Here is a 12,772-nt window from a genome sequence, read left to right on the forward strand (position 1 = left end):
ATAAATACCCCTTCTCTTTCCTTTAAATATTCTCTTGCGATTATACTACAAACCTAAGAAAATTACTTTGACCCTCTCCTTTCTTTTAGTAAATCATCATAAAGATGGGGAGCTTCACAATGGATAAAACAGTTGCGCAAGACAAAAAAAGCTCGGAAAACTAATTGAATAGTTTCTCCGAGCTTTATAAATTATATAGGTTGATTAAGCTTTAACAACGTTAGTTGCTTGAGGGCCACGTTGACCTTCTTCAACATCGAAGTTTACTGTTTGGCCTTCTTCTAAAGTTTTGAAGCCGTCGCCTTGGATAGCTGAGAAATGAACGAATACATCGTTACCGTTTTCTGCTGTGATAAATCCAAAACCTTTTTCTGAGTTAAACCATTTTACTGTACCTGTTTCCATAATAAAAATCCTCCTTGTGTATCAACACATATTTTGCAATTACTTGAATGGTGTATATCTGGAAGATGTTTATTTGAAACAAGCTACCACAGATTACCGAACAAAAACTACATTCTTACTATATCATACCGTTTACAAAATTGCCAGAGTTTTTCCTTATTTTTTTGTATTTATTCTCTTATTTAGAAGATATATTTGCAAATAAACGAACGTTTTCTCGAAATCACCCCTATAAGATTCAGAAAATTTCTATTTGCTATTTTTACTTTTGCGAAAAATTTCAATTTATTATCTGAAAAAAGGATGAACGAACTTTGGAATTCTCTAAGGATCCACATCATTTTTTAACTGATAAAAATTAGTATGCGCATCTATCCCCTCTCAACTGTAAGGTGTCATTTTTCTGAGAAAAGTATCTTCCCCTCGCAAAGCCAATGCGACTAAAGCACAAAAATAATGAGCGAGAGGCAAAAGTTAGGAACACTTTTGTCTCTCGCTCAAGATGAATCCAACGGCTGAACCAGAGGAAACTCCTTCTCTCGAGCTAAACACTTCTGTCAACGCCTGACTATTCATCTACTTCGATAGTTTTCACTCAATAACGTAAGATCGCAACTAAACTCTTTTCGTCTGGTGCATCTTTTTGTTCAAGGATAAAGACCTGACCACCGTTCGTGATCACATTATCTGCTAGTTCGTTCAGCACCTGACGGCGGTCATATTCTGTTTCTGGATCTTCGCCAAAACCATCTGCTAAATTAGATGTAGCAATGAATAAATGGGATATTTTCCCTTCTTTTGCTGCCGGTATAATATCAACGAGTTGATCAATGAACTTTTTATCAAGCAACTTATTGTAGCCACTTGCTTCTTTGACAGCTAATTCTTGCGATAGTTTTTTTGCGCCTGCTTCAATTTCTTTTAATGAAAGTTGTGCAGGTGAAGCTGAGATCGCAACATCGGAACGATAATAAGGGTTCTTCGCCACTTTTTTGAACATCGTCTGATTTTCTGGTAATGCAAATAAGAAGATAGGCCACTTCTCTGGATTTTCAAATGTATCTTTCAAATAGTCATCGACTGCTTGATAATAATTGACCCAATCAATTTCGACTTCTTCATCTTTAGGATTGACTCCATGGAACGTCGTACCTTCACTACCATTTGATGCGTAGTTCAACCCGCCTCCTGTTAGTTCAGATCCTAAAGCAGTGACGACATCTTTTGGTGCATCTTCAGGCAAAGCCACTTCTTTGACTTGTTTATTCGTTACTTCGTACAATTTCATCGAATCACGATTCAATCCTAATAAATAGTATGAATAGTTGAAATGTCCATTTTTGATGATCGCTAATAAATAAGGTAGATCACTCACATAATACTGGTCATCTACAGGAATACCCAAACGGTGGATAAACACTCGTTCTGGTGATACTATGACAGCTACACTCGTTGTGGCACTACGCCAGAAAGACGGATCGTCCAACAAACTAGTAATTTTTTCTTGGAATGGGGACCAATCATGCTCAGAGTATTTCTTTTCAAAGCGCTTTTTCGCTTCCTTTGCAAAATTCTTGAATTTGATCTGATCTTTTTCTACGTCTTGATGCGCAACATGGGTGTTTAACATAATCGTGACAAACGGTCCTTTGGTACCTTCTGAAGTCAATTGTGATAATAATTCTTTTTCTTTTTTTGCCATAAACGTACCCCTCCTAAAAAAATCATTTCTTTGTATCTGTAAATAAAGTCTACCACATCCCATTTTATCAATACAATAAAACGAATCCCTACCAAAGAAATACCTGATCGATTTTTAGTTGTGTTGTCCTACTTCATATTTTTTTCATACTTTCATCAATTATATGCTCATTTCCTTAACAGTAGCTTCAAACTCTCTTGCTATACTATAAAAAAACAAAAAAGAACGAGGTGATCTTATGCAATTATTCATGATTTTTAGTTTGGTCGCACTCTCAGCAGGCGCCCTTTTTGCAGCATCACGCTTAACCGAACCCGAAGTACAGCCAGTCAAAATTCGTGTCAATGAACCCAAAAGATAACTTTCTCTGATTCTTCATTAATAAGACTTGTTCTTAATAAGGTTTTTTTCAGAACCATTGAAACCTTTTGTTCTCTCTGATAATATTCTAAGTTGTAAGAATCAATTTAAAAATGAGGAGAACAAAGATGTTCAAAAAAAATACCCGTTTTATTGTACTATTAGCAAGTCTTATCTTATGTATCACTTCTTTCTTGCCTAGCGCAACTGTTCAAGCAGACGACGCATTTAAAATAAATGCCAAAGCTGCCTTTGCCGTAGATGCAGAAAGTGGAAAAATCCTTTATGATCAGGATGGCGAAAAAACGATGGGAATTGCTTCCATCACAAAGATCATTGGTCTATATATCGTACTTGAACAAATCAAAGAGGGTAAATTATCTTGGGAAGATAAGGTAGCCATTTCGGATTATGCAGAAAAATTAAGTGTCGTGCCGGATCTATCGAATGTTCCTTTGCATAAAGAAAATGATTATACAGTGAAAGAACTTGTTGACTCAGCTTTCATCCAATCAGCCAATGCTTCCATGGTTGCTTTAGCTGAAAAAGTTGCAGGCAGTGAAAGTAAATTTCTTGAGCTAATGAAGAAACAACTAAAAGATTGGGGTATCAAAGATGCAACGATCGTCAATGCATCAGGTTTAAACAATTCTTACCTAGGTGAGAATCGACCTGAGAATACTGGTGAAACAGATGAAAATCAACTGTCTGCGAAAGATGTCGCTATTGTTGCTCGTCACCTCATCTTAGATTATCCTGAAGTCTTAAAAATCACGAGTACCACCAATCAAACATTCGGCGAAAACACACAGTCACCGGTTGAAATGGTCAATTGGAACTGGATGCTACCTGGTTTTGTAAACTATCACGAAGGCGTCGATGGATTAAAAACTGGCACAACTGATTTTGCGGGTGCATGCTTTGTCGGAACGATCAACAAAGATGGCCGACGAATCATCACAGTCGTTTTAAATGCAGATAACCATGAAGAAAATCCAAGTGCCCGATTCAATGAAACATCACGATTGATGGATTATTGTTATGACAACTGGTCAGAAAAAGAACTTGGAAAAGCAAATGCAAGCATCCCAAGCCTAAAAGACATCAAAGTGAAAGATGGCAAAGAAACCTCCGTCAATGTTGCGCTAAAAAGCCCTGTAAAAGTCTGGGTCGAAAATGGAATGGATACTGGAAAATTAACGATTACTCCAACACTTGATAAAAAGAAAGTAACGGATGACCAAGTGATCGCTCCTATCAACAAAGGCACTACGGTTGGCTCAGCAACGATCCAATTAGCTGATGACAAATTAGGCTATTTGGAAGCAAATCAAGAGCCTTCGACAGACATCATCACCACTTCTACTGTTGAAAAAGCTAATATTTTTGTCATTGGTTGGCGCCATGTCACAGATTTTTTCAGTAATTTATTTTAACATCATGAAATAGTCACCAAAAAGAGGTCGAGACAAAAGTCGTTTAGGTGTGAGAAATTGAAGAGAAAAACGAGCAATACGCTTTTTGTATTGTTCGTTTTTTTTATGTCTGATGGATATTTGCTTTGCAAAACTCCGAGCAACAAAACTGTAGCTCTCCGAGAAAATCAACTAAATCTTGGTACACTGTATGACTAACATAATGCGAAGTATGTGGGTTTTCTTTTGTCCCTTCTGATTCCTTTGGTATAATCAGGTAAATGGAAATTTCGGAGGAAATACGTATGGGTGAAAAGCAACAATTATTGCGAGATGCAACGGTCAAGCCCACCGAGGAATTGATCTCTGCTGGACTAGGAGAAGCAACTATACTATACGAAGAGTTCATTAGGAATATAAAAAGCCAAGGAATCACTCTTATGGATTGGCGGTTTTATAATGATGGAAAAGCTTGGCTATCAAAAGGTGAATACAAGAGGTTGGGACAGAAGTGTTTAACTCCGAGAAATAAGAAGAAATTCACGAAAATTGCTTTTCAAATTTTTGTGAATTTTGGCTTATTTCCGAAGGAGTTGCTTCTGCTCCCACCGTTTATTCGTTTTTAAATAATGAGACAAAAGTGTTTCTTACTTTTGTCCCACTCTCAGAAAGTAAAACCGATCTTCTGGCTTTCTATTTGGGACGGATTTTTCAAAGTATCCTTTCATTTCTCAGAAAAAATGAGAGAGGAATTAGTCACGCTCTCTTTAAGTGAAGGAACCAAAGAGAAGATAAAAACTCTTCAAGCAAACGGGAATCAAAGGAAACAACTTTCAGTTATCTTTGATGTTGATCATCTGGAACAATTGGTTGATATCTATCAACTAGCGGAATTTAAGAAACAGAATGGATAGTCTTCCTTAGATTCCCAGCTATCAGATACCAGCCAACTTAATGCAATTTTTTTATGGCCATCGCATCTTTGACTGTTGCTAACTCGTTTAAGATCAACGAAACAGCCTTGCAAGGAAATTGCTCGAGATAAAAAGGGAGGTTAATCTTTATCGCTGTCCTCTCACGAAAGCTTGCTCTCAGTTTTACCAGTAGTTGCTGAAGACAAAAAAGAAAGTACTTTATTGAAGTGTCCCCGCTAAACTTTGGAACTGGGGTCTTACTTCATTGTTAAGTACTTTCTTTTTCTTAGTTATCACAATAATTTATTCGATTTATCCATACCTACAGTAATCGAAATGACTTCTGGATGATCCATGATCGTTCGAACCAATTCTTTTTCAAGCATACTCGTTTTTACTTTTACTATATAGTGTAAGGAGCAAGTTTCTTTATTGATTTTTACTTTTTTTAAATTGCAGTTTTCTGTATATTCTGTAATTTTTTCTTCAATAATACTCGAAAGAAACAAGGATTTAGAAACTTTTAGCTTGATCATTTTTTCAGTATTAAAAACTGTATGTTTATTTTTTATTGGAAGCGTGAAGATGATGACTTGGATAGCAGCAACTATGCTAGACACTAATAGTGCATAGACAATATACCCCGTTCCTGTGGCTAAACCAATCGACGTTGCCCAAAAAATACTGAAAATATCTCTTGAATTCCCTTGAGCAGACCGAAATCGCACTAAGTTAAATGCGCCTAGAACAGCGATCCCCGTGCCTAAGTTACCGTTGATCAACAAAATGATGGTATGTACTAAAGTAGGTAACCCAATCAAGGCAAACATGAAGTTTTTTGTACAGTTGTTTTGATACATATGGGTGTAAGCAATCAGAATGCCTAGCAAAATCGACACCACCATACATAAAAAGAAATCATCTAGTGTGAGTTGAGAAGGCTCATTTTTTAAGACACTATTGAACATAGAGCGGGTCCTCTTGGATATATCTTTTATAGACTTGTTTATATTTAGAAAATTTTATCTCTTTTTTGCCCATCCTATCCAATCCTACCTGTAACCATTCAGGTATTTCTCCTGTCGTTTTTACTTCCATCAGCACATCGATTTCTGGCGCTACCAGATTGTCTTCTGTACAGTGTTCCCAGGTCGTTAAGTTCATTAGACGGTAATGGATGTTTTGATCAAAAGTGATTCGCAAATCTTCTGAATCTCTATTTACAAATGCTTCTCTTAAATAATAGATATATACTTTGGGCTCCAATGCCAACCTTCTGAACAACCACTGTATTTCATTAAAAATATACTCTTCTTCTAAATTACTGAATGTGGTCTCTGCCAACTCGATATTTTCCAGCATATCATCGAGCTCATGATGCGCTAATTTTATTCTACGTTTATCTGTCATTCCTTGAAACTTTCTTTTTATCTCTAAGTAGATAGGTGATATGTCCTGAGGATCTCCATATTTTCTGATTCTAAATTTTTCTCGATAGGACTTTTCTGTAGTGATTTCTTTTAAAAAGTGATGATCGTTTGTATCAAAATACAAGGAAGAAATAAAATGATCACTATATTTATCCCGAACTACCTGTTTAGGAAATAGTGTTTTCAAATACTTAGCTTGGTCATAAGTTAATGCAAACTTTCTTTCAATGCGTTTAAATCTTTTTTTGTTCATGTACTATCTCCTATAAAATACTTTATCTTAAAATAGAATTACTTTCGATTATATTTGTGCCAGTGAATGTATAAAAAAGCGAGTGGATAAAAACTGATTTTTTCATTCTGTCCTACTTGTTCCACATTTTACTATGTATACTTCTTGTCCATCTTGTTTTGTCCATCAAATCATCCGGTTCATTCCTTCCATAGATTTTATTGCCGTTAACATTTTATTATGCAACTGGTTTGTTGCTTGACCGATATTTTCCAATAAAAAAAAATATCGTTTTCGCATTCATTTTCAATGTTACAGTTATTTGTATATACAAAAGTCTTCATCAAGATAGAGGCCTAAAAAAATCTGTTAATTTGAAGATTTATGTTTTCGATAAAAGCTTTTTTCAGCATAATTCGTTATAATAGAAACGTCGTGAAAAAACTGATTGACTATTTAGTAACTCAATTATCTATATCCGCTGTATTTACTACTAAATGATGCTATCTTTTTTAAGAAAAATTTTACAAATCGAAAGGAGTTCATTCAATGAATCTTACTAGAGACCTGATATTTTTAGTTACCTATATTTTAGGAATGTCAGGCATCCTCTATTGGCGCAAGCGCCAAAGCGATCCCGCTCTATTCTTTTATTGTGGGACGTGGACTTTTATGATGATGGTCACTTACTTCGTCGTTTTAGAAGTTTTTTATCATACATTTTATTTTTTGATTCCATTGCTATTTTTCAGTATTTTTGCATTTTTCTATTTTAAGGAGAAACGTAGGTTAATCAATGGTGTACTCTTTAATACGTTTTTGATTGTCTTTGGTGGTTATTTAGGATGGCTACTAATAGAGACGCAAAATATCTTTATCGGTGGGTTATTGGCTTTGATCGGGATACCAATATTAATTCTTTTGGCAATCGGTATCTACATTTTGATCATTTTTTTATTTTGGAATGGTGTTGTAGTCATGAAAAAAGAATCCCGTTCTTTGGCCAATCTTTTGACCTTCTTGTTAGGAGTCGCTTTGACTATCTTTTTGATATTGGACTATACATTAGTCCGTTGGCTCCCACAATGGGCAAATGCTCTATTTGCTGTCATTCCGTTTATTTTTGCTTATCTACTCATCGTTTTCTTTAATTTTATGACTGTTTCAATTTTGTATCAGTTCAACCGTCCAAGGTATAACCAAGATTATATCGTTGTTCTCGGCGCTGGTTTGATTGATGGTGAACGCGTATCTCCCCTACTTGCTAAAAGGATCAATAAGGCGATCGCATTTTATTGGGCACAAAGTAAAGCAACTTTGAATCCACCAGTCTTGCTCATGTCAGGAGGAAAAGGAAGCGATGAAAAAGTAGCTGAAGCCATTGCAATGAAACAATATGCTTTAGAAAAAGGGATTCCCGAGCGTGATATTTTAGTAGAAACAAATTCCACAACAACACTAGAAAATATGCTGTTTTCAAAAGAAATAATGGATCAACAAATGAACGGGCCCTATCACGCAATTTTTACCTCTAATAATTACCATATCTTTAGAGCTGGACTATATGCGCGGCAAGCGAAACTCAATGCAAACGGAATCGGTGCAAAAACTGCACTATATTACTTACCGAATGCTATCTTAAGAGAATTTATTGCCATCCTTGTCTTACACAAAAAACGTCATCTTATCATCTGTGGCTTGATGGTTGGCTTTGCAGTATTTTCTGCTCTTATTCTCAAATTTGCTCAATAAAAAATGGAGGCCTTGCGGCACTCCATTTTTTATTTCTCTTTTTGTCGTGAAATTCTTCCAAGGATCGGTAAGAACAAGATCCCTTTTTTCACTTCAACTTTTTGCGCAGAATAGATGCCACTATTTCCTGAACACATAAAGCTAATCAAACAGATCATAAAGAAATAGCTGGCTGCTTGACCTCCAAAAAGTTCGATCCCCATAACAAAGCAAGCAATCGGTGTATTCGTTGCTCCAGAGAACACCCCAATAAACCCTAATCCTGCTAAAAAAGGTACTGATACATGAAGAATGGGTGCTAATGTCGCACCTAAAGTTGCCCCAATCTCAAACAAAGGGGTCACTTCGCCTCCTTGGTATCCCGCGCCAAGTGATAGAACGGTAAAGCCAAGTTTCCCAAGAAAATCATAAGGATGAGCACTTCCATTAAATGCATCTTGTAATAAAGGTAAGCTTAATCCGAGATATCTTTGCGTCTGTAAAATCACTGCTACGAGTACCACGACTGCTCCTCCAATAAAGTTGCGTAAAACTGGATGGGGGATCCGCTTTGCATACCAAGCTTTTAACCAGACGATTGAACGGCTAAAGAGCCAGCCAATGATACCAAATGCAATACCCGCAAGCAACAATTTGAAGAAAAGTGAAGGGTCCCATGCAGGAACCGCCCCCATTTGATAATGGGTATGCTTGACATTGAAACTTTCCGTTACAAAGTTCGCAAAAAGTGCTGCAAAAAAGCTTGGAAACAGTGCTTCGGTTCTCACTTTTCCGATTGCCAATACTTCTAATCCAAACAATGTCCCAGCCAAGGGTGTCCCAAATACTGAACTAAAACCTGCGCTGATCCCACTGAGGACAAGAATCTCACGCTCGATTTTGTTCAATTTTAGCCAACGAGCAAAATTCTCAGCAAGTGCCCCGCCCATTTGGACCGCCGTGCCCTCCCGACCAACAGAACCACCAAAAAGGTGCGTGGTAATGGTGCCAAATAAGGTCAGTGGGATCAGCCGTAATGGAATCTTTTCATTTCCTCCATTCCCTTGATCGATCACTAAATTGTTTCCCCGGGAAGAATTGCCCCCATACGTCGTATATAGATAAGCAAAAAGTCCCCCACTTATCGGCAAAAGAAAAAGTAACCAAGGATGCTCCAGCCGAATAGCTGTCACATCAGTCAAACTAGTTAGAAAGAATGCGGATAAACTTCCCATAAAAATACCTAAAATTGCTGTGATCAATAACCATTTGATCATATAGATGATCACCTTCAATGGATCAGGTAATCGATTTTCCATCTCATTTCCTCCTCAAAAAAACGCCTACTAAAAAAAGGGGTAGCCCCGTTTCTTTAGTAGGCGTCATTAGTTATCTTACGATCAACGTTTAAAGGCGAACACCATCACCTATTCACTTCACCAAATAAGATAGCATATTTTTCAGAAAAATACAATGAGATCACCGCTCACGTTTCACTCGTTCTGTGAATTCGTAAAAAGGAGCCAATTGTACCAACTGCTGATTACATTGGTCACTATCATGACAAATATAATTTCCTTTTTTCGTGTATGTTCCATCTGAACCAGTTTTTGTGGTAGAAAGAAAGAGTGAAACATTTGAAGTTCTTTGACAAATCGAACAAATTCCTTTGTTGATTGTAGGAGATAATGTTCCACTGATCCCTTTTAGTTTTTCTTCTTCATAATAGATCATAAATTTTTTCTGGCTACCTGGATCGTTCCAACCAATATAAGTATGTCCCCTTAAATCCAGTTGATTCCAATCTGGTTGTTTTAACTTTTTCACTTTTCGGAATAATTTATCGATCTGCGGTTTTGTCGGTTGTATGAATGGAAGAACGATCACTTTCAATTCCTCTAATAGTCGTTCTGCTTTTTCTTTTTTTAGAGTGACGTCTAGTACCTTCTCCAGAAATTCATTTACAGCTGTATTTGGATGACCAAGTACCTCGTGGATCTTTTCCGCCGCTAATGCTTGGACTGTTTGGACTGTCTTTGGATCATTCACTGAACTATAGGCGTTTAACAGCTGCTCGACTTCTCGCTTGATAAAATAATATTGATATGGTTTGATTGTTTTTTCCATGACTTTGGGTCCTTTCTTCTTTCAAAATCGGCTACTTTGAAGAAAAAAGTGATCTTTCTATCAAAGTGCCTCTAGATAAAGCCCTCAAACTCTTTTAAATAAGATACACATCGCATCTTATCATCACCCCCTTTATTTTTATGTTGGTTATGTACTTTTTCATCTCAACAAAGTAAACAGTAAAAAGACCAATTAGTCAATGTTTAAACAAAAAAATGTGGAACAAATCTAAAAATCAGTTTTGTTACAGACGCTCGAATAAACGGCTTTTATCTCGACCTGAATGTCTAAACAAAAAACCCGAGGATTTTTTTCAAAATCCTCAGGTCGAATGCTTAGTTAACTACCTTAAATCGATTGTTCTTTACCGAAATATCGTTGCCATTTTTGTTTCATTGAAGCTGTCATTGGTTGAGCTGCTTCTTTGACTGCACAATATTTATCCACAAAAGTAACGATATAACCTTCTTTATACTTAGGAGGGGCAATCGTTGCTCCCCACATATGTTTCAAAATAATATCACGCTCTAAATCTGAAAGCTCCGTGATTTTTTCAGCATTTTTCACAGCGATCCTTGGGTGAACATACGCATGTGTCCCTTCATCGAACTTCGTCGTACGCCAATCGTAGTAAAATAAATCATGTAAAAGGCCTGCTCGAGCAGTCGCTCTTGCATCACCGCCCCATTTTTTCGCTAATTTGTAGCTATAATAAGACACACTGATTGAATGCTCTAATCGTGTCGAGTGGACATGTTGCGTGTAATTTGCTAATTTCTTTACTGCATCAGTTTCTAATAGATCATTTATATAAGACATATATTCTTCGTCTTCACGCCATTTTTCTGTCATAATTATCGATCTGCCACCTTTTTGAATTCCATTTATCTTTGAAATTGAACTTAGTATACCACTAGTGTTCGTAATATTCTAGTGAGGTTTTCGCAAAATGCAGAAAGCTTAATAGTTCCTTAACTATACGGAGAAGTGATAAAGCATGATGCCCGCTGCAACTCCTACATTTAAAGACTCCGCATTTCCTTGAATCGGTATATACACATTTTTATCCGTTAGCGCCAGCACTTCTGGACGTACGCCTTGACCTTCATTCCCCATCACGATCGCATAATTTTTCGTTGTCTGGATGTCATTCAGGGACACTGCTTCTTCATTCAGTTCTGTTCCATAGGTTATAAATCCTTGCTCTTTAAGGATAGGCAATAGTTTTGTTAGATCCTCTTGGATGATCGGTAAATGATAGTTACTCCCCTGCATGCTTCTTAATACTTTGGTACTGTAGACATCCGCCGTTCCCTTACCTAGTACAACACAAGATAGACCAAAAGCATCGGCTGTGCGGATCATTGTCCCTACATTGCCGGGATCTTGTACGTTGTCGAGCAACAACCAACCACCTTCAAAATTCGGTATCTCTCTTTTTTCAGCTTCCACCACTGCCATGATCCCTTGCGGAGTTGGTAGATCTGAAACAGTTGCCATCACTTCTTCTGATACTAGTGTAACAGAAAGCGTCTGATTTTCTTCAAGCCAACTAGACCACTCAGTCAGACCGCGTTGCGTAACAAAAAGTTCGTTGACCTTCGCATTTGAGGCAACAGCCTCCTCGATCAGGTGAAACCCTTCAAGTAGATATTCCCCTTTTTCTTCACGATATTTTTTCTTATGTAATTTTTTTAATTCTTTGATTCTTGGATTTTTTGCTGATTGGATCTCTTTCACATTTTTCACCTCAACTGATTATACCATGGATTAGATCATTGCACTTGTTCAGTAGCAAAAAAGTCGGTATCATTAATTTAAAAATAAAAGAAAGAACGGTGAATAAAATGAACAAAATCAAGATGAACGTGCAAGGACGTGTACAAGGCGTTGGTTTTCGCTATATGACAAAAATCGTAGCGGATCAATTAGGGATCACTGGAACAGTGAAAAATGAAGATGACGGCTCTGTCACGATCGAAGCTGCGGGCGACGATGAGGCAATCAAAAAATTCGTGGAAGAAGTCAAACGATCACCAAGCCCCAGCGGACGTGTCCAATATGTGGACCTTCAGGAAAATCCGATGATGGAGGACAGAAAAAAGTTTGTTGTAATAGGCTGACCTTCTAGAAATGAATAGGAAATGTCAGAAAAATCGGACTGTCTGTATGTAGATCGAAAAAGTTTGCCCCTCTCTCCATCCTAGATCGACAAAAAAACATTCTTATTAGCGAGTTTAGTAACCAGTGATAGGCATACGTAAAAGCGGGAGGACTTCAAAAATTTTGGTTCAATAAAATGGAGTCTATAATATTTTATGGTAGTGGAAAATCGACTTTGATTTTCCACTACCACTTTTTCATTGTCAAATCCTGACGCTGCCCAGTCAACAAGCCCACTCTCGAAAGGATCATTTTCCCTCTTTGTTCTAATGGATACCCATAGCTGTTTTCAA

The 12,772-nt window shown here is 37.1% G+C and carries 12 protein-coding genes, 1 pseudogene and 1 riboswitch; of the genes and pseudogenes, 5 read left to right on the forward strand and 8 right to left on the reverse strand.

Going from position 1 to position 12,772, the window contains the following annotated elements:
- Positions 1-204: 204 nt before the first annotated feature.
- Both FGQ66_RS10915 and FGQ66_RS10920 read right to left on the reverse strand, forming a co-directional pair.
- The gene (locus tag FGQ66_RS10915) at positions 205-405 is read right to left on the reverse strand and encodes a cold-shock protein (protein WP_005875554.1); all 201 of its coding nucleotides are present in this window, start codon (positions 403-405) and stop codon (positions 205-207) included.
- A gap of 595 nt (positions 406-1,000) precedes the next feature.
- Complete coding sequence (locus tag FGQ66_RS10920; protein WP_138302422.1) at positions 1,001-2,107, reverse strand: baeRF6 domain-containing protein; 1,107 nt, start codon at positions 2,105-2,107, stop codon at positions 1,001-1,003.
- A 488-nt stretch (positions 2,108-2,595) separates the two neighbouring features.
- Here FGQ66_RS10920 and FGQ66_RS10925 point away from each other — a divergent pair, with 488 nt between their 5' ends.
- The 3 genes and pseudogenes from FGQ66_RS10925 to FGQ66_RS10935 all read left to right on the forward strand — a co-directional run bounded on the left by FGQ66_RS10925 (position 2,596) and on the right by FGQ66_RS10935 (position 4,796).
- A complete protein-coding gene (locus FGQ66_RS10925; protein ID WP_138302423.1) occupies positions 2,596-3,903 on the forward strand; it encodes a serine hydrolase in 1,308 nt (435 codons plus the stop codon).
- A 284-nt stretch (positions 3,904-4,187) separates the two neighbouring features.
- A pseudogene (locus tag FGQ66_RS15430) lies at positions 4,188-4,322 on the forward strand (DUF3788 family protein); the annotation flags it as partial.
- Positions 4,323-4,511: 189 nt separating this feature from the next.
- On the forward strand, positions 4,512-4,796 hold the full coding sequence (locus FGQ66_RS10935; RefSeq protein WP_138302425.1) for a DUF3788 family protein: 285 nt from the start codon (positions 4,512-4,514) through the stop codon (positions 4,794-4,796).
- A 293-nt stretch (positions 4,797-5,089) separates the two neighbouring features.
- Here FGQ66_RS10935 and FGQ66_RS10940 read toward each other — a convergent pair whose 3' ends face one another.
- Both FGQ66_RS10940 and FGQ66_RS10945 read right to left on the reverse strand, forming a co-directional pair.
- Positions 5,090-5,764 (reverse strand): DUF4956 domain-containing protein, encoded by a 675-nt coding sequence (locus FGQ66_RS10940; protein ID WP_138302426.1) that lies wholly within the window; start codon positions 5,762-5,764, stop codon positions 5,090-5,092.
- Positions 5,754-6,479: a polyphosphate polymerase domain-containing protein gene (locus FGQ66_RS10945; protein ID WP_081134368.1), complete on the reverse strand. Its 726-nt coding sequence runs from the start codon at positions 6,477-6,479 to the stop codon at positions 5,754-5,756. Before FGQ66_RS10945 ends, FGQ66_RS10940 begins: the two co-directional genes overlap by 11 nt.
- 528 nt (positions 6,480-7,007) lie before the next feature.
- On the opposite strand from FGQ66_RS10945, the gene FGQ66_RS10950 reads away from it, so the two are divergent.
- Positions 7,008-8,210, forward strand: a complete 1,203-nt coding sequence (locus tag FGQ66_RS10950; protein WP_138302427.1) for a YdcF family protein — start codon at positions 7,008-7,010, stop codon at positions 8,208-8,210.
- Positions 8,211-8,239: 29 nt separating this feature from the next.
- On the opposite strand, the gene FGQ66_RS10955 is transcribed toward FGQ66_RS10950, so the two are convergent.
- The 4 genes from FGQ66_RS10955 to FGQ66_RS10970 form a co-directional block, all read right to left on the reverse strand.
- Positions 8,240-9,508 carry a voltage-gated chloride channel family protein gene (locus tag FGQ66_RS10955; protein ID WP_138302428.1) on the reverse strand — a complete coding sequence of 423 codons (1,269 nt, stop codon included), beginning with the start codon at positions 9,506-9,508 and terminating at the stop codon, positions 8,240-8,242.
- 50 nt (positions 9,509-9,558) lie between these two features.
- A riboswitch (Fluoride riboswitch) is annotated at positions 9,559-9,626 on the reverse strand.
- A 42-nt stretch (positions 9,627-9,668) separates the two neighbouring features.
- A complete protein-coding gene (locus FGQ66_RS10960) occupies positions 9,669-10,316 on the reverse strand; it encodes a FusB/FusC family EF-G-binding protein (protein WP_138302429.1) in 648 nt (215 codons plus the stop codon).
- A 348-nt stretch (positions 10,317-10,664) separates the two neighbouring features.
- Positions 10,665-11,168, reverse strand: coding sequence for an HD domain-containing protein (locus FGQ66_RS10965; RefSeq protein WP_005875533.1), 504 nt, complete (start codon positions 11,166-11,168; stop codon positions 10,665-10,667).
- A gap of 123 nt (positions 11,169-11,291) precedes the next feature.
- Positions 11,292-12,056 carry a TrmH family RNA methyltransferase gene (locus tag FGQ66_RS10970; protein ID WP_113846027.1) on the reverse strand — a complete coding sequence of 255 codons (765 nt, stop codon included), beginning with the start codon at positions 12,054-12,056 and terminating at the stop codon, positions 11,292-11,294.
- A gap of 107 nt (positions 12,057-12,163) precedes the next feature.
- Here FGQ66_RS10970 and FGQ66_RS10975 point away from each other — a divergent pair, with 107 nt between their 5' ends.
- Positions 12,164-12,439 carry an acylphosphatase gene (locus tag FGQ66_RS10975; RefSeq protein WP_005875530.1) on the forward strand — a complete coding sequence of 92 codons (276 nt, stop codon included), beginning with the start codon at positions 12,164-12,166 and terminating at the stop codon, positions 12,437-12,439.
- The last annotated feature ends 333 nt before the right edge of the window (positions 12,440-12,772 follow it).

Source organism: Enterococcus sp. BSD2780061688st2 D3, assembly GCF_005844145.1.
Lineage (GTDB): Bacteria > Bacillota > Bacilli > Lactobacillales > Enterococcaceae > Enterococcus_B > Enterococcus_B durans.

Bases quoted from the DNA above. Each gene is read 5' to 3' on its own strand.
- FGQ66_RS10975 (WP_005875530.1), top strand. From the start codon at position 12,164: ATGAACAAAATCAAGATGAACGTGCAAGGACGTGTACAAGGCGTTGGT.
- FGQ66_RS10945 (WP_081134368.1), bottom strand. From the start codon at position 6,479: ATGAACAAAAAAAGATTTAAACGCATTGAAAGAAAGTTTGCATTAACT.
- FGQ66_RS10960 (WP_138302429.1), bottom strand. From the start codon at position 10,316: ATGGAAAAAACAATCAAACCATATCAATATTATTTTATCAAGCGAGAA.
- FGQ66_RS10915 (WP_005875554.1), bottom strand. From the start codon at position 405: ATGGAAACAGGTACAGTAAAATGGTTTAACTCAGAAAAAGGTTTTGGA.
- FGQ66_RS10950 (WP_138302427.1), top strand. From the start codon at position 7,008: ATGAATCTTACTAGAGACCTGATATTTTTAGTTACCTATATTTTAGGA.
- FGQ66_RS10935 (WP_138302425.1), top strand. From the start codon at position 4,512: ATGAGACAAAAGTGTTTCTTACTTTTGTCCCACTCTCAGAAAGTAAAA.
- FGQ66_RS10925 (WP_138302423.1), top strand. From the start codon at position 2,596: ATGTTCAAAAAAAATACCCGTTTTATTGTACTATTAGCAAGTCTTATC.
- FGQ66_RS10920 (WP_138302422.1), bottom strand. From the start codon at position 2,107: ATGGCAAAAAAAGAAAAAGAATTATTATCACAATTGACTTCAGAAGGT.
- FGQ66_RS10965 (WP_005875533.1), bottom strand. From the start codon at position 11,168: ATGACAGAAAAATGGCGTGAAGACGAAGAATATATGTCTTATATAAAT.
- FGQ66_RS10955 (WP_138302428.1), bottom strand. From the start codon at position 9,508: ATGGAAAATCGATTACCTGATCCATTGAAGGTGATCATCTATATGATC.
- FGQ66_RS10940 (WP_138302426.1), bottom strand. From the start codon at position 5,764: ATGTTCAATAGTGTCTTAAAAAATGAGCCTTCTCAACTCACACTAGAT.